14 protein-coding genes are annotated in these 13,678 nt (G+C 33.4%); 3 read left to right on the top strand and 11 right to left on the bottom strand.

Translation table 11 applies throughout. The features are described 5' to 3' along the window. Positions 1 to 295 (top strand): integrase core domain-containing protein (locus BMY56_RS17895; RefSeq protein WP_218144581.1); only part of this gene is annotated, 295 nt, incomplete at its 5' end. A gap of 54 nt (positions 296 to 349) precedes the next feature. Here BMY56_RS17895 and BMY56_RS17890 read toward each other — a convergent pair. Then, the gene (locus BMY56_RS17890; RefSeq protein ID WP_091627480.1) at positions 350 to 1,129 is read right to left on the bottom strand and encodes a zinc ribbon domain-containing protein; all 780 of its coding nucleotides are present in this window, start codon (positions 1,127 to 1,129) and stop codon (positions 350 to 352) included. A gap of 1 nt (position 1,130) precedes the next feature. Next, a complete protein-coding gene (locus tag BMY56_RS17885) occupies positions 1,131 to 2,225 on the bottom strand; it encodes a Nif3-like dinuclear metal center hexameric protein (protein ID WP_091627478.1) in 1,095 nt (364 codons plus the stop codon). A 50-nt stretch (positions 2,226 to 2,275) separates the two neighbouring features. Here BMY56_RS17885 and lpxK point away from each other — a divergent pair, with 50 nt between their 5' ends. After that, on the top strand, positions 2,276 to 3,277 hold the full coding sequence (gene lpxK / locus BMY56_RS17880) for a tetraacyldisaccharide 4'-kinase (RefSeq protein WP_091627475.1): 1,002 nt from the start codon (positions 2,276 to 2,278) through the stop codon (positions 3,275 to 3,277). On the opposite strand, the gene BMY56_RS17875 is transcribed toward lpxK, so the two are convergent. The 9 genes from BMY56_RS17875 to BMY56_RS17835 all read right to left on the bottom strand — a co-directional run bounded on the left by BMY56_RS17875 (position 3,258) and on the right by BMY56_RS17835 (position 12,179). Further along, positions 3,258 to 5,420, bottom strand: a complete 2,163-nt coding sequence (locus tag BMY56_RS17875; RefSeq protein ID WP_091627473.1) for a hybrid sensor histidine kinase/response regulator — start codon at positions 5,418 to 5,420, stop codon at positions 3,258 to 3,260. The two genes, lpxK and BMY56_RS17875, sit on opposite strands and share 20 nt — an antisense overlap. Before the next feature lie 53 nt (positions 5,421 to 5,473). After that, the gene (gene gap / locus BMY56_RS17870; RefSeq protein ID WP_091627470.1) at positions 5,474 to 6,484 is read right to left on the bottom strand and encodes a type I glyceraldehyde-3-phosphate dehydrogenase; all 1,011 of its coding nucleotides are present in this window, start codon (positions 6,482 to 6,484) and stop codon (positions 5,474 to 5,476) included. 100 nt (positions 6,485 to 6,584) lie between these two features. Next, a complete protein-coding gene (gene lipA, locus BMY56_RS17865) occupies positions 6,585 to 7,460 on the bottom strand; it encodes a lipoyl synthase (protein WP_091627467.1) in 876 nt (291 codons plus the stop codon). Positions 7,461 to 7,569: 109 nt separating this feature from the next. Beyond that, a complete protein-coding gene (locus BMY56_RS17860; RefSeq protein WP_143057846.1) occupies positions 7,570 to 8,127 on the bottom strand; it encodes an RNA polymerase sigma factor in 558 nt (185 codons plus the stop codon). 44 nt (positions 8,128 to 8,171) lie between these two features. Beyond that, positions 8,172 to 8,375: a membrane or secreted protein gene (locus tag BMY56_RS17855; RefSeq protein ID WP_091627465.1), complete on the bottom strand. Its 204-nt coding sequence runs from the start codon at positions 8,373 to 8,375 to the stop codon at positions 8,172 to 8,174. Between the two features lie 73 nt (positions 8,376 to 8,448). After that, positions 8,449 to 9,207: an anti-sigma factor gene (locus tag BMY56_RS17850; RefSeq protein WP_091627462.1), complete on the bottom strand. Its 759-nt coding sequence runs from the start codon at positions 9,205 to 9,207 to the stop codon at positions 8,449 to 8,451. Then, positions 9,204 to 9,767 carry an RNA polymerase sigma factor gene (locus tag BMY56_RS17845; protein ID WP_091627459.1) on the bottom strand — a complete coding sequence of 188 codons (564 nt, stop codon included), beginning with the start codon at positions 9,765 to 9,767 and terminating at the stop codon, positions 9,204 to 9,206. Before BMY56_RS17845 ends, BMY56_RS17850 begins: the two co-directional genes overlap by 4 nt. A gap of 205 nt (positions 9,768 to 9,972) precedes the next feature. Further along, the gene (gene murB, locus BMY56_RS17840; RefSeq protein WP_091627457.1) at positions 9,973 to 10,989 is read right to left on the bottom strand and encodes a UDP-N-acetylmuramate dehydrogenase; all 1,017 of its coding nucleotides are present in this window, start codon (positions 10,987 to 10,989) and stop codon (positions 9,973 to 9,975) included. Beyond that, on the bottom strand, positions 10,989 to 12,179 hold the full coding sequence (locus BMY56_RS17835; RefSeq protein ID WP_091627455.1) for a pyridoxal phosphate-dependent aminotransferase: 1,191 nt from the start codon (positions 12,177 to 12,179) through the stop codon (positions 10,989 to 10,991). The genes murB and BMY56_RS17835 overlap by 1 nt, the downstream gene beginning before the upstream one ends. 147 nt (positions 12,180 to 12,326) lie before the next feature. On the opposite strand from BMY56_RS17835, the gene BMY56_RS17830 reads away from it, so the two are divergent. Beyond that, a complete protein-coding gene (locus BMY56_RS17830; RefSeq protein WP_091627452.1) occupies positions 12,327 to 13,658 on the top strand; it encodes an aspartyl protease family protein in 1,332 nt (443 codons plus the stop codon). The last annotated feature ends 20 nt before the right edge of the window (positions 13,659 to 13,678 follow it).

The raw sequence follows: 13,678 nt of genomic DNA, 5'->3' as shown, positions 1-13,678 counted from the left end.
TAGGGGATTGCAGTATTGCTCGGCCATATACCAAAAAGAACTAAGGCTAAGTAATATGGTCCCGTCAATGACAGACGGGTATGACTGCTACCAAAATGCATTGGCAGAACGAATGAACGGCATATTGAAAGGGGAATTCTTAATCTATAAATGTAACAGTGGCAAAGAGTTAAAAAAGCTCATAGCAGAATCAATAAGAACATATAATAACAAAAGACCACACTTGAGTCTAAAATATAAAACACCTAACTTTATACACAACAAAAAACCAGAGAAGCTAGCTTCTCTGGTTTAATATTAATTATTTAAAAACTGTCAACCTATTTTAGGACGACTCACTTAAATACTGCTATAATTTAGCAAACATTTTTTGCATTTTTTCACTTTCTTCTTCAGCCAACGTAGGATCAACTAAAATACGACCGCTATGTTCATCGGTAATGATTTTTTTTCTTGAAGCGATTTCAACCTGTACTTGAGGTGGAATAGTAAAGAATGAACCACCTGAAGCACCTCTTTCGATTGGCACAACTGCTAAACCATTCTTAACATTTTTACGAATACGGGCATAAGCCTTAACCAAGCGGTCTTCAATTTTATCTTGAAATTTGATTGATTCTTCTAACAATGCTTTTTCTTCTTTCTCAGTTTCAGCAAGAATAGCATTCAATTCGCTTTTCTTGTGCTTTAAGTGAGCATCGCGCTCGGACAAACGCTCTTTCGTTTCAGAAATAACCGCTTTCTTTTGCTCTATTTGAGCTTTGAATTCTTTAATATTCTTATCAGCCAATTGAATTTCCAATTCTTGGAATTCTAATTCTTTACTAATTGAATTGAATTCTCTACTGTTACGAACATTTTTTTGTTGCTCACCGTATTTTTTAATTAGAGTCTTTGCTTCTTCAATAAGGTTTTTCTTAGCACCGATTTCGAAATTTATATTTTCTAAATCAGATTTAAGTTTATCCATTCTCGTTTTTAGGCCAAGGACTTCATCTTCCAAATCTTCTACTTCTAAAGGTAGTTCACCACGAACATTCCTTATTTCATCAACTCTAGAATCAATTAATTGCAAATCATATAATGCTCTTAACTTTGCTTCTACAGAGGAATCTTCTTTTTTTGCCATATTAAAAATAATTGATGGGATTTGTTATACTTTCCGATAAATGGATTGCAAAATTAGGAATTTTTTTCGTAAGATAATCAACTAAAAGGTTTTTTGTAAACTGCTCAGTTTCAAAGTGTCCTATATCGGCCAAAATCATTTGATTTTCAGCTTCGTAGAATTGATGATATTTAAGGTCTGCGGTAATAAAAACATTTGCTCCGTCTGCTTTTGCAGCGCTAATTGCAAATGAACCACTACCTCCTAAAACTGCAACTTTTTTAATTGGCTTATCTAATAATTTAGAATGCCTAACCACTGAAGTTTTCATTTTTTGCTTCAAATCAGTTAAAAACTCAATTTCTGAGATCTCTTCTTTTAGTTCTCCAATCATACCCATGCCAATATATGGGTTGGTGTTATCTAAGGTTTGAATGTCGTATGCCACTTCTTCGTAGGGGTGAGCAGCCATTAAATTTTTAAGAATCGTGTGCTCATCGTTCTTTCCAAAAATACAGGTTAACATAACCTCTTTTTCTGTATGGATTTCACCAATTGTACCTTTTACTGGGTTGGCTTTATCATTTGCTTTGTATGTTCCTTTGCCTTCGGTAGAAAAACTACAGTTCGAGTAATTTCCTATTTCACCCGCGCCCGCATTGAAAAGAGCTTCTTTAACTTCTTCAACATTTGCTAAAGGTACATAGGTGGTTAGTTTTTTTAGGGTGCCCTTTTGTGGTATAAGTATTTTAGTATTAGATAGGCCCAATACCTCGCAAATTTTTCCATTTACACCATGACTTACATTATCTAGAGCAGTATGCATAGAATAAATAGCAATATTATTTTGAATAGCCTTTATAACTACCCGTTCTACATAATTCTTACCGGTAATTTTCTTAAGTCCGCCAAAAATAATAGGATGAAAGCTGACAATTAAGTTGCATTTTTTAGCAATTGCTTCATCAACAACATTTTCAAGGGTATCTAAGGTGACTAAAACTCCAGTTAACTTGGAAGATGAGTCGCCTACGAGTAGCCCTACATTATCAAAATCTTCTGCATAGTCTAGTGGAGCAAAGTCCTCTAAAATTTGGGTTATTGTGTTTATAGTCATTTTATTGAAAAATAAGGTATTCAAAGATAAATTATTATAATTTCGTACTGATGCAGGTGTTACGAAAACTTCTTCTTCCTATTTCAGTAGTTTACGGTTTAATTGTGTTTTTGCGAAACCGATGTTATGATTTAGGAATTTTCTCTTCAAAATCATTTACCACAAGAACAATCTGTGTGGGTAATTTAAGTGTTGGCGGAACCGGTAAAACTCCTATGATTGAGTTATTGGTAAGGTCACTTCATCAAAAATATCAATTGGCAATTTTAAGTAGGGGATATAAAAGAAAATCTAATGGTTTTTTACTTTCTACTCATAAAACCAGTGTTGAAGATTTAGGGGATGAACCGTTTCAATTAAAATCTAAATTTCAAAAGGTAGCGGTAGCAGTAGATGCTGATAGAAGAAATGGGATTGCACAATTAGAACAGATAGTTAAACCAGATGTTATTTTATTAGATGACGCTTTTCAACATCGAAAAGTAAAGCCAGACTATTCAATCCTTTTAACGGCGTACAATAATATCTACGTGAATGATTGGTACTTACCGACCGGTAATTTAAGAGATTCTAAAAGGGAGGCACAAAGAGCAAATACAATTGTAGTCACCAAATGCCCTAAGAATTTATCTTTATCAGAAAGAAATAAAATAGTAGATAAAATCAATCCGAAGGAGCATCAAAAAATTCTCTTTAGCTTTCTGTCTTATAATGAAGAATTGAAGGGTATTAATATAAACCTCGAAGACCTTAAGGATAAAAAAGTGACCTTGGTTACAGGTATTGCAAATCCGGTTCCATTAGAAAAATTTTTATTGGGAGAGGGACTCGTATTTGAACACTTGAAGTTTAATGATCATCATTTTTTTACCGAACAGGAAATTACTGTGTTAAAAGGAAAAGAATGTATTCTTACTACCGAGAAGGATTATGTGCGGTTAAAATCTAAACTCACCAATTTACATTACATTGAAGTCTCACATCAATTTTTAGATGATGATGCTAAAATATTTGAAACGGAATTAGAAAGATTTATGACAACGAATTCCTAATATCTTTATCAAAAATGTTCTCACCTATTTTTTGATAGAAAACCTCAGGTTTAAAAGGTTTGGTGACCACGTCATTACAACCAGCCGCATAAAAACTTTCTAAACTATCATCTAATGAAATTGCGGTTAATGCAATAATGGGTGTGTCTTGGTTGAATTTTCTAATTTCAATAGTGGCTTCTTCGCCACTAATACCAGGCATATGTATATCCATAAGAATGGCATCGTAAACATTTTCTTGAGCCAAAGTAATGGCTTCATAACCATTGTTGGCAATGTCACTAGTCATGCCTTTTTTAGATAGCATTTTTTTAGTGATTACTTGATTGATTTTATTATCCTCAACAATTAATAAGTGAAGATTTTTAAAATCGTAATCGCGAGGTGTTATTTCGAATGAAAAATCTTCTGGAAGATCATCAAGACTTTTCATTTCAATTTCAAAGAAGAAAGAACTTCCTTCTCCCAATGTGCTCTCAAGTTCTATTTTACTATTGAACAGTCCTAAAAGACTTTTTACAATAGTAAGTCCTAAACCAGTTCCTCCATATTCACGGTTTATTTGAATTGAACCTTGTTCGAATCCTTCAAAAATACTTTTCTGCTTTTCTTTTGAAATACCAATACCATTATCGCTTACTTCAAAATAAATCGTTACATCGTCTTCTACTTTATTAAGCAGTTTAGCAACAACTTTTACTTCACCACCTTTCGTAAACTTGATAGAATTACCAATCAAGTTCATGAAAATTTGTGAAAGCTTTAATGGGTCACTTAATAAATGCCCAGGTATCTCGGCATCATACTCCAGAATCAATTTGGTATTGTTTGCTTTAGCGCTTTGAGTCAATGAATTAATAACCTCATGAATAACCTTGTTTAAGTTAAACTCCATATTAAGAGGTTCTAATTTATTGGCGTCAATTTTATTGATATGAAGTATATCATTAATGAAATTTAACAAATAATCACCGGAGAATTTTAATGCCTTTAAATGCTCCTTTTGATGTTCTTGCGGCTCCTCTTCTAAAAGAAGATGGGTTAGGCCTGTAACGGCATATAATGGAGTTCTAAGTTCATGGCTAACAGTTGAAAGGAAGTTTGTCTTCGCTTCCATAGCTTGTACAGCGCCATCTCGTGCTATTTGTAATTCTTTATTCTTGGTTTGAAGTAAATCGTTCGTTTTAAGTTTGATTTGATTGTTACGATACAGGGTAACTGCTAGCAGTGATATAATAATCAAAAAAGCCGACGCTAAAATTGCGGTAAGTTCAGATCTATTTTGCGATTCTGTTAGTTCCTCAATTTTCTTCTCTTGCCTTGCTATTTCTTCTGTCTTGTAATCGTCTTTTATTTTATCGGCAGTTTTAGCTTCAATTTTATTTTTTTCTATGTTGAAAATAGAGTCTTTTAGCTGAATTAGGTTTTGACTGTTGACTAAAGATTTTTGATACAAACCTAACCTCTCATACACATTGCTTAATAACGCATTAGCTGTTTTTATATCTTCTAAAAAGCCATTGACTTGTGCTACGACTAATGCATTTTCTCCATTTTTAGCCGACTCAGTTAAACTGTCAGTTTTTAAATTTAATTCTGCAAGAGTTAAATATGCTTGCGAAGTGAGATATTCTTTTTCATGAATATCTGTATTTATAATAAGAGAGTTTAGATTTTTTTTAGCACTATCGTATTTTTCTAAACTAATATAAACTCTAGCCTCGGTTAACAGCAGATTATTATAAAAATTTCTATCATTATTAAGTTGTTTTGCCTCATTCAGCATAAACAATGATTGAAAATTTCGGTTACTTCGATGCAAGAGAATTGCTTCAATATATTTGTGCATTGCATCCCCGTATGGGTATTCAATATCTTTTAATAATACACTGGCGCGATCCCAATAGAATTCTGTATCTCCTTCTTTGTCAATTTTTAGATACAGCAATGCCAGCTCATGAAGACTATCAATTAATGCTTTGATATCCTCTTTCTTTTCAGCTTCATTCGCTGCTGTATTTAAAGTTTCAAGGGCTAAATCTATTTTATCTTGATTCTTAAATTTTCTCGCTTGGTTGAAATAAGATTGAATATCATTTGAGCTAAGCGAGTCTTGTGAAAATGCACAAGTTGTAGTCGCCATAATAAAAATGGGGACTATAAAGAATTTAATTGCTCTATTTAAGAATAATAGGTTCAAATATAATTTTTACTGTTCATGTAGTTCATCAAATCAATGATTCTGCTGCTATAACCGGTTTCGTTATCGTACCAACCAATAATCTTCACCATTCTTCCTATTACAGAGGTCATTAAAGAATCAAACGTACAAGAATAGCAACTATTGTTTATGTCTATAGAAACTATTGGGTCATCGGTGAAGCACAATATATTTTTGAACTGATTTTTCGATGCTTTTTCAAATGTATCATTTATTTCCTCAATAGTTGTAGTCCTTTTCACATTTAAAGTGATATCAGTTAAAGATCCATTGGCCACAGGTACTCTAATGCCACAACCACCAATAGAATCTGCTAGTTCAGGAAATATTCTTGTCAAAGCTTTTGCGGCACCAGTTGTTGTGGGTACAATAGATAGAGCTGCTGCTCGTGCCCTTCTTAAATCGCGATGGGGTTGGTCATGTAGGCTTTGATCGGTGGTGTAGGAGTGTATGGTAGTGATGTAGGCTTGTTCAATACCACAAAGGTCATTTATCACCTTAATCATGGGTGCGGCATTATTGGTGGTACATGATGCATTTGATATAATATCATCAGTGGCGTTTAAAGTATCTTCATTTATGCCGAAAACAATCATTTTTATATCATCTTCAGATGGTGGTACAGAAAGAATAACTTTTTTTGCCCCATTTGAAATATGAAAAGCTAATGTTTCTCGGTCCTTAAACTTCCCCGTGCATTCTACGACCAAGTCAACATTAGTAGATGACCAGTTAATTTTAGAAGGATGGGTTTCGTTAGATAATAGAATTTGCTTGCCGTTAATGATAATATGTTTTTCATCATGCCCGATTATATGGGGTGATGTACCGTGTATACTGTCGTATTTTAATAAATGAGAAAGTGTTCTTGTATCTGCTAAATCATTAATGGCAACTACATTTAAATGTTCTTGTTGTTGCAAAAGGCGGAATAGGGTTCTTCCTATTCTTCCAAAACCATTAATGCCAATATTTATTTTTTGCATTGGTTAACGTTGGAGGTGAATAAATTATAGAACGATAAAAAAGTAAAAAAAGACCACAAACAAAAATTATTTTAATAATTCCTGTTTGTGGTCTTACGAATTAAAGAATGTGTTTATGCGCTTTGTAAGATGATCTAACCAATGCACCGCTTTCCACATGTCTAAAGCCCATTTCTAGGCCAATGTCCTCATATTTTTTAAATTGCTCTGGGGTGATAAATTCCTTTACAGGTAGATGCTTTTTAGATGGCTGTAGGTACTGGCCTATGGTAACGACATCGACGTTTACACTTCTTAAGTCCTGCAAAGTAGTAATTACCTCGTCTTCATGTTCACCAAGACCCAACATGATTCCAGATTTAGTTCTATTAACACCTTGCTTTTTCAAATAATTAAGTGCCTCAAGACTACGTTCGTATTTTGCTTGTATACGTACTTCCCTAGTCAACCTTTTAACCGTTTCCATATTATGGGAAACCACTTCTGGGGCAACGTCTATAATTCTGTCCAAATGTTTTTCGATTCCTTGAAAATCGGGAATTAAAGTTTCTAAAGTAGTAGTTGGGTTCATTCTACGAATGGCTTTTACCGTTTCGGCCCAAATAATAGATCCCATGTCCTTAAGGTCATCTCTATCTACAGAAGTAACAACAGCATGTTTAATGCCCATTATCTTAATAGAACGCGCCACTTTTTCTGGTTCTGCCCAATCAACATTTTCCGGTCTACCAGTTTTTACTCCACAAAAACCACATGATCTTGTGCAAACATTACCTAATATCATGAAGGTCGCGGTTCCTTCGCCCCAACATTCTCCCATATTTGGGCAACTACCACTAGTGCAAATTGTATGAAGGTCATACTTATCAACTAAACCTCTTAGTTGTGTGTATTTTTTACCTGTAGGTAATTTAACCCTAAGCCATTTCGGTTTACCTTTAGGTGGAGCAACATTTTCATTTAGGACTGTAGACATGCTAATATTTTAATACAAATATACGAACTTAAAAAGTGTCTATAAAGTAGAATTACCTTTGAAACAATCAGCTTTTGCAATGTGAAAGTGAAGATGGTTAAATAGTAGTTTACTTCCTTGCTTTAATGATTTCAGAAAGCAATTTCTTAGCCCTAAGAAGCTTTACTTTAACACTATTTATAGGTTCATTTAATTTTGCTGCAATATCTGCATAACTTAATTCATTAAAATACCTAAGGTTTATAACGGTTTGATAGTGCGGTTTTAATTTTTTAATGTCCCTTAATAAATCAGCTAAATTCTGTTCTTGTATCAACTGATCTTCCATTGAAGGTGTTACATCTAATGCGCTGGTTATTGATTCGGCACTGCTTCTAGAGTCTAACAGGCTTTTTTTGCGCTTACGAACTAAATCTATGTGTATGTTTTTAGAAATGGCTATCAACCAAGTTTTAAATACATAAGATTCATTATACGTTTGTATCTTATCAAATGCCTTAGAGAAAGTTTGAATAGTAATATCTTCCGAGTCATTTTCGTTTTCGGTACGTTTTAATTGAAAGCCGTAAACATCGTTCCAAAACATATCCAACAAGCGACTAAAAGCAATTTGGTTGCCTTCTTTCGCCTTTTGTATTGTTTCTTCTAAATTGTCTACGTTGTTCAAAAAATGGTTTTGGGATAGGTAAGCTCAATAAGAATGAATTTACCTTATTCAGAAATAATATCTTTTTTGCAATCTTGTTCGGTGGGTAATTTGCCACACATACCACATGCTTGTCCGTCTTGATTTAAAAATGGGCTTTGGCTAGCACAAGTTCCTGCAAATTCACCGTCTTTCTTAGACCAAATTTTAATTGCGATACCTGCAAAAGCCAATGCTAATAAACCGATGGTTAAAAATAATAGTTTCATAAGCTAATTTTAAACAAAGATAAAAAATAAAGCCCCAAAATTGGGGCTTTAAGAATACTTTATATTTGAAATGCTAGTAAGCTATATTCGCTACTATATTTTCTAGACTAGGAGCATGATTACCACCTTTCTGTTCAATGGTAATATAGCCAACAGCATTTTCGGCATAAGGTAACGCCATTAATTTTTGTTGATCGCCAGCTTCTTCAATGATACCTAGATTAATCATTTTACCGTTGACCTCAGCCCACATTTGAAAACATTGACTATCTGGAATGTGAGGTAATTTGCTCACATTTATATAAGATAATTTTTTTACAGGATTTATATAAGCAACAGCTTTTAGGTCTTTTGCTTTTTGATTACCTTTTACATTATACTTTTTTGTTTGTGGGTTGTTTAGTACGATAAACTGGTTACGTACATCTTCTAACTGTTCTTTCATATTTTCTTCAAGCAACTTAATCTTATTGCTAACCACGCTATTCTCTTGTTGTAAACTCTGATTTTGATTCCAGAAGAAAGTTGAAATTCCTGCAAACATGATTGCAGTAATACTTGCCGCGATAGCATACCTGAAGAATTTTTTTCTTCCACTTCTCTCAGCTTTTAATCTTGATTGAATTTTATCCTTTAGCCCTTTTGGTGCTTCGATGGCGTGTAGTTTTGCAAAAATTTCAAGGTTATCTTGCAATTCATTATAAGTATCGCGTACTTCAGGATACATAGCAATATATCGCTCAACTTGCATAGCTTCTAAATCGGTAGTAGCTCCTAAAAGATATTTTTCTAATAAATCAGAATCTAGAAAAATTTTTATTTTGTCTTTCATAATACAATATTTAACATGATAGCTAAAAGCGCAGGACCATAAATTTTACCTAATTCGCGCAAACCTATTTTTAATCTAGACTTAATGGTTCCTAAAGGAATATCCAACTCATCACTTGCTTCTTGTTGGGTCATGCCTTGAAAGAAAAGAGCTTCTAGAACAATCTGGTATTTATCCTCGATTTTACTAAGGTGCTCTTTCACATCCATTAACTCTGGCCTTGTACTTTCTACGCCTAACGTATATACGTCAGAAACATCGATTTGGATTTCCTTATCTGATTTTGTGTTAACGCTTCTTAACTTATCAATTGCAGTATTACGGGTAATCCTAAAAAGCCAAGTAAAAAGTTTTGCTTTCTTAGGGTCATATGTGTCAGCTTTTTTCCAAATTTTCACAAAAGATTCTTGAACAACATCTTGAGCCAATTCTGGATCGCGTACAATTTTGTTCGCGACTCCTAATAAAGTGTCGGCATAATTATCGTACAGAAGTGAAATCGCTTTTTCGTTTCGCTCTTGTAATAATTCAACAATATGATTTTCTAATAGAGTGCTCATAATTTAAAAGATGTACATATTTTTTTAAATGGACATCCAAATACTAAGATTGAAACGTATATGTTTAAACGCTAAATTATAAAATTGATTGTTAATGATGCGTTATCTAAAAATATATATTGAATAAGTGGTCGGCTGGTAACTGCCCACTTTGTTTTTGGTTGGTTTGGTTTGGTAATAACCCTTGTAATTTATTTTACAGGGGTTATTTTATTAAATTAACCTCTGGACTAATTGTTATATTGAATTTGTTTTGGACTTCTTCAATAATTTTTGAAGCAAGTGCTAAAATTTCCTTTCCTGTAGCCTTGTCATAGTTTACAAGTACTAATGCCTGATTTTTGTGTACACCTGCATCACCGAATCTTTTTCCTTTAAATCCACATTTTTCAATTAACCAACCAGCAGGAATTTTATATGTTAAATCAGAAATTTTATAAAAAGGAGCTTCAGGATGCTTGCTGATAAACTCATTAAAAACTTCTGTTGAAACCATAGGGTTTTTGAAAAAACTACCACTATTTCCTAAAACTTTAGGGTCGGGCAGTTTACTTTGTCGTATAGCAATTACAGCGTTAGAAATATCTTTTATGGTAGGGTTTTTAATTGTGTCGCGCTCTAATTGCTCTTCAATGGCACCATAACCAGAATTAATTATATGGTTATCCTTTGTTAGTGAAAAAGTAACTGAGGTAATTACATATTTATCTTTGCCTTCATTTTTAAAATAAGAATCTCTATACCCAAATTTACATTCTTCTTTATTAAGTGTTATTAGTTGCAAATCCTCAATTCGAATAGCTTCGCAACTAACAAAGCAATCTTTTAATTCCACTCCATAAGCACCAATGTTCTGTATAGGTGCAGTACCTGTATTTCCAGGTATAAGTGACAAGTTCTCCAAACCTCCAAAACCATTTTCAAGTGACCACATAACCATTTCGTGCCAATTTTCACCAGCCATTATTTTTACTTGAGCCGTATCAGGTGATTCAGATATAATACTTTTACCTTTTAAATTGATATGAATAAAAAGCGCATCTATGTTATCGGTAAGAAGCATATTACTGCCGCCACCGATAACTATTTTACGTGGATAATCATTATTGCCAATAATGCTTCTTAATTCTTTCAATGAATTAATTTCAACAAAATATTTTGCAGTAGCATCAATACCAAATGTATTGTAATTCTTTAATGAAAAATTTTCATGTATTATCATTAGCCATTATAGCTTTTAAGAGCTTCACCTAAAATATGCACTGCTCTTTTAAGACTATCTTGGTCAAGTACATAAGCAATTCTAATTTGGTTTTTTCCGAGACCTTCTGTAGCATAAAATCCAGCTGCCGGTGCAACCATAACAGTTTCATTATCTACTCTAAAATCTTCTAATAGCCATTGAGCAAAATGATCTGCATCTTTAATAGGTAACTCAGCAATACAATAGAAAGCACCTTGAGGTCTGGCAATTTTTATTCCTTCAATTTTTTCTAGTTCTGCAATTAGTATATTTCTTCTTGCAACATATTCTGTTTTCACTTCTTCAAAATAGCTGTCTGGAGTATCTAAGGCAGCTTCGCTTGCAATTTGAGCATAGGTAGGCGGCGAAAGTCTAGCTTGTGCAAATTTAAGTGCCGTTGCAATAAACTCGTTGTTTTTGGAAACAAGAAAACCAATTCTAGCACCACACATGCTATATCTTTTTGAAACTGAATCGATGATAATTGCATGATCATCTAATCCATCTTCCTTTAATATAGAGGTATGTACTTTATCGTCATAGGTAAACTCTCTATATACCTCATCGGCAATAAGAAATATATTATGCTTTTTAACTAAGGATGCTAATTTTTGAATCTCCTCTTTACTATAAAGATACCCGGTAGGATTTCCTGGGTTACATATTAAGATAGCTTTCGTTCTTGGGGTAATTAATTTTTCAAAATCATCTATAGGAGGTAGGGCGAAGTTATCTTCTAACTTTGAAACTACGGGCACCACTTGAACTCCACATGCTGTGGCGAATCCATTATAATTGGCATAAAAAGGTTCAGGAATTATGATTTCATCATCCGTATCGGCAACAGTATTCATTGCAAAGGATAGTGCTTCAGATCCACCAGTCGTTACAATAATATCAGAAGCACTTACCGGAATATTATTCTTAACATAGTAACCTGCAATTTTGGTTCTAAATTCTTCAGAACCTTCGGTACGGCTATATTCAAGAACATTAATGTTGTTGTTTTTTACCGCATCTAATGCCTGTTGAGGTGTTTTTATATCTGGTTGCCCAATATTAAGATGAATAACTTTAACTCCTTTTTTCTTAGCATTTTCTGCAAACGGAACTAATTTACGTATAGGTGATTGGGGCATAGAAAGCCCTTTATTTGAAACAGATGGCATAATCGATTTATTTTACACAAAAGTGATAAATGATTATGGTTCATACAATAATATTAGGTTTTATTTGCTTTTTGAAGACAGTGTTAAAATTGTGTTTTGTAATCGTAAATTATGTATCTTGAATAGGATAACTAATTCATAACTATTATGTTACGTAGGTTAAGGATTCTTTTTGCTGTTTTATTAATGTGTTTTTCTCTTTTGGGAATAGCACAATCTTATCAATTACCTGCTGGCAAGAAATTTCATAAGGTGAAGTTTGAGCTCATCAATAATTTGATGATAATACCAGTAGAGGTGAACGGTACCGAACTGTCATTTGTGTTAGATTCTGGTGTTGGTAAGCCAATTCTATTCAATTTAGCAGATCAAGATTCTATTCAGCTTAACAATGTAACCGAAATAACAATAAATGGACTAGGAGAAGGAGACCCGATAAATGCACTTAAATCTACTGGTAATTTTGTAAAGCTTGGTAGTGTTAAAAATGTATCGCAAGATATTTACGTGGTAATGGATGCTGGTATTAATTTCTCACCAAGCTTAGGCGTACCTGTACATGGAATTATTGGATATGATTTGTTTCGTGATTTTGTTGTAGATATAAATTATTCGACTAAAGCAATTAAATTTTATGATCCTAAAACTTATAAATATAGAACCTCTAAGAAGTCTCGAGTTTTAGATTTGGCTGTTATTAGAAAGAAAGCGTATTTAGATGCTAGTGTAATAGTAAAAGGAGCTGAAGAAGTTCCTGTGAAATTATTAATGGATACTGGTAGCAGTGATGCCGTATGGCTTTTTGAAGATGAACGTTTGAAAATTCCAGAAAAATATTATGATGATTTTTTAGGAAAAGGTTTAGCTGGTGATATTTTTGGCAAACGAACAAAAATTAACCATTTAAAAATTTCAGATTTTATATTAAAGGATGCAAAGGCTGCTTTTCCTGATATGGAAACTTTTAATTCGATAAAGGATTTTGGAGGAAGAAACGGAAGCTTAGGTGGTGAGGTTTTAAAGCGTTTTAACTTGGTTTTTGATTATGCAAATCGCAAAGTTATCTTGAAAAAGAATTCAAATTTTGATAAAATGTTTCAGTATAATATTAGCGGGATAGATTTACAACATGCGGGTATTAGATATGTGTCCGAACGCATAGCAGATTCTAACGGGGTAGTTTACAGTAATGAAAAAACATATGGAGATGTTCAAATAGTACTACAAGGGGCAACCAGGTTAAGTCTGGTGCCAGAAATAGTTGTTTCTGGGATACGCCAAGGGAGTCCCGCACATTCAGCGGGTTTAAAAGAAGGAGATATAATTTTGGCAGTTAACGGTAAGCGAATTCATCGATATAAGTTACAAGAGATTGTGCATATGCTGAACGCAAAAAAAGATAAGAGAATAAAAGTTTTGGTAGAGCGGTATGATAATAATTTATTGTTCAGTTTTGTTTTAAAGCCCGTATTTGAATAAAGTAGAAATAAAAAAAGCCC

Source organism: Maribacter orientalis, assembly GCF_900109345.1.
Lineage (GTDB): Bacteria > Bacteroidota > Bacteroidia > Flavobacteriales > Flavobacteriaceae > Maribacter > Maribacter orientalis.
This window is presented reverse-complemented; position numbering and strand designations above follow the sequence as displayed.

Coding starts and splice junctions, on each gene's coding strand:
- BMY56_RS17875 (WP_091627473.1), bottom strand. CDS start 5,420: ATGGCGACTACAACTTGTGCATTTTCACAAGACTCGCTTAGCTCAAAT.
- lpxK (WP_091627475.1), top strand. CDS start 2,276: ATGCAGGTGTTACGAAAACTTCTTCTTCCTATTTCAGTAGTTTACGGT.
- BMY56_RS17855 (WP_091627465.1), bottom strand. CDS start 8,375: ATGAAACTATTATTTTTAACCATCGGTTTATTAGCATTGGCTTTTGCA.
- lipA (WP_091627467.1), bottom strand. CDS start 7,460: ATGTCTACAGTCCTAAATGAAAATGTTGCTCCACCTAAAGGTAAACCG.
- BMY56_RS17830 (WP_091627452.1), top strand. CDS start 12,327: ATGTTACGTAGGTTAAGGATTCTTTTTGCTGTTTTATTAATGTGTTTT.
- BMY56_RS17890 (WP_091627480.1), bottom strand. CDS start 1,129: ATGGCAAAAAAAGAAGATTCCTCTGTAGAAGCAAAGTTAAGAGCATTA.
- murB (WP_091627457.1), bottom strand. CDS start 10,989: ATGATAATACATGAAAATTTTTCATTAAAGAATTACAATACATTTGGT.
- BMY56_RS17835 (WP_091627455.1), bottom strand. CDS start 12,179: ATGCCATCTGTTTCAAATAAAGGGCTTTCTATGCCCCAATCACCTATA.
- BMY56_RS17850 (WP_091627462.1), bottom strand. CDS start 9,207: ATGAAAGACAAAATAAAAATTTTTCTAGATTCTGATTTATTAGAAAAA.
- gap (WP_091627470.1), bottom strand. CDS start 6,484: ATGCAAAAAATAAATATTGGCATTAATGGTTTTGGAAGAATAGGAAGA.
- BMY56_RS17845 (WP_091627459.1), bottom strand. CDS start 9,767: ATGAGCACTCTATTAGAAAATCATATTGTTGAATTATTACAAGAGCGA.
- BMY56_RS17885 (WP_091627478.1), bottom strand. CDS start 2,225: ATGACTATAAACACAATAACCCAAATTTTAGAGGACTTTGCTCCACTA.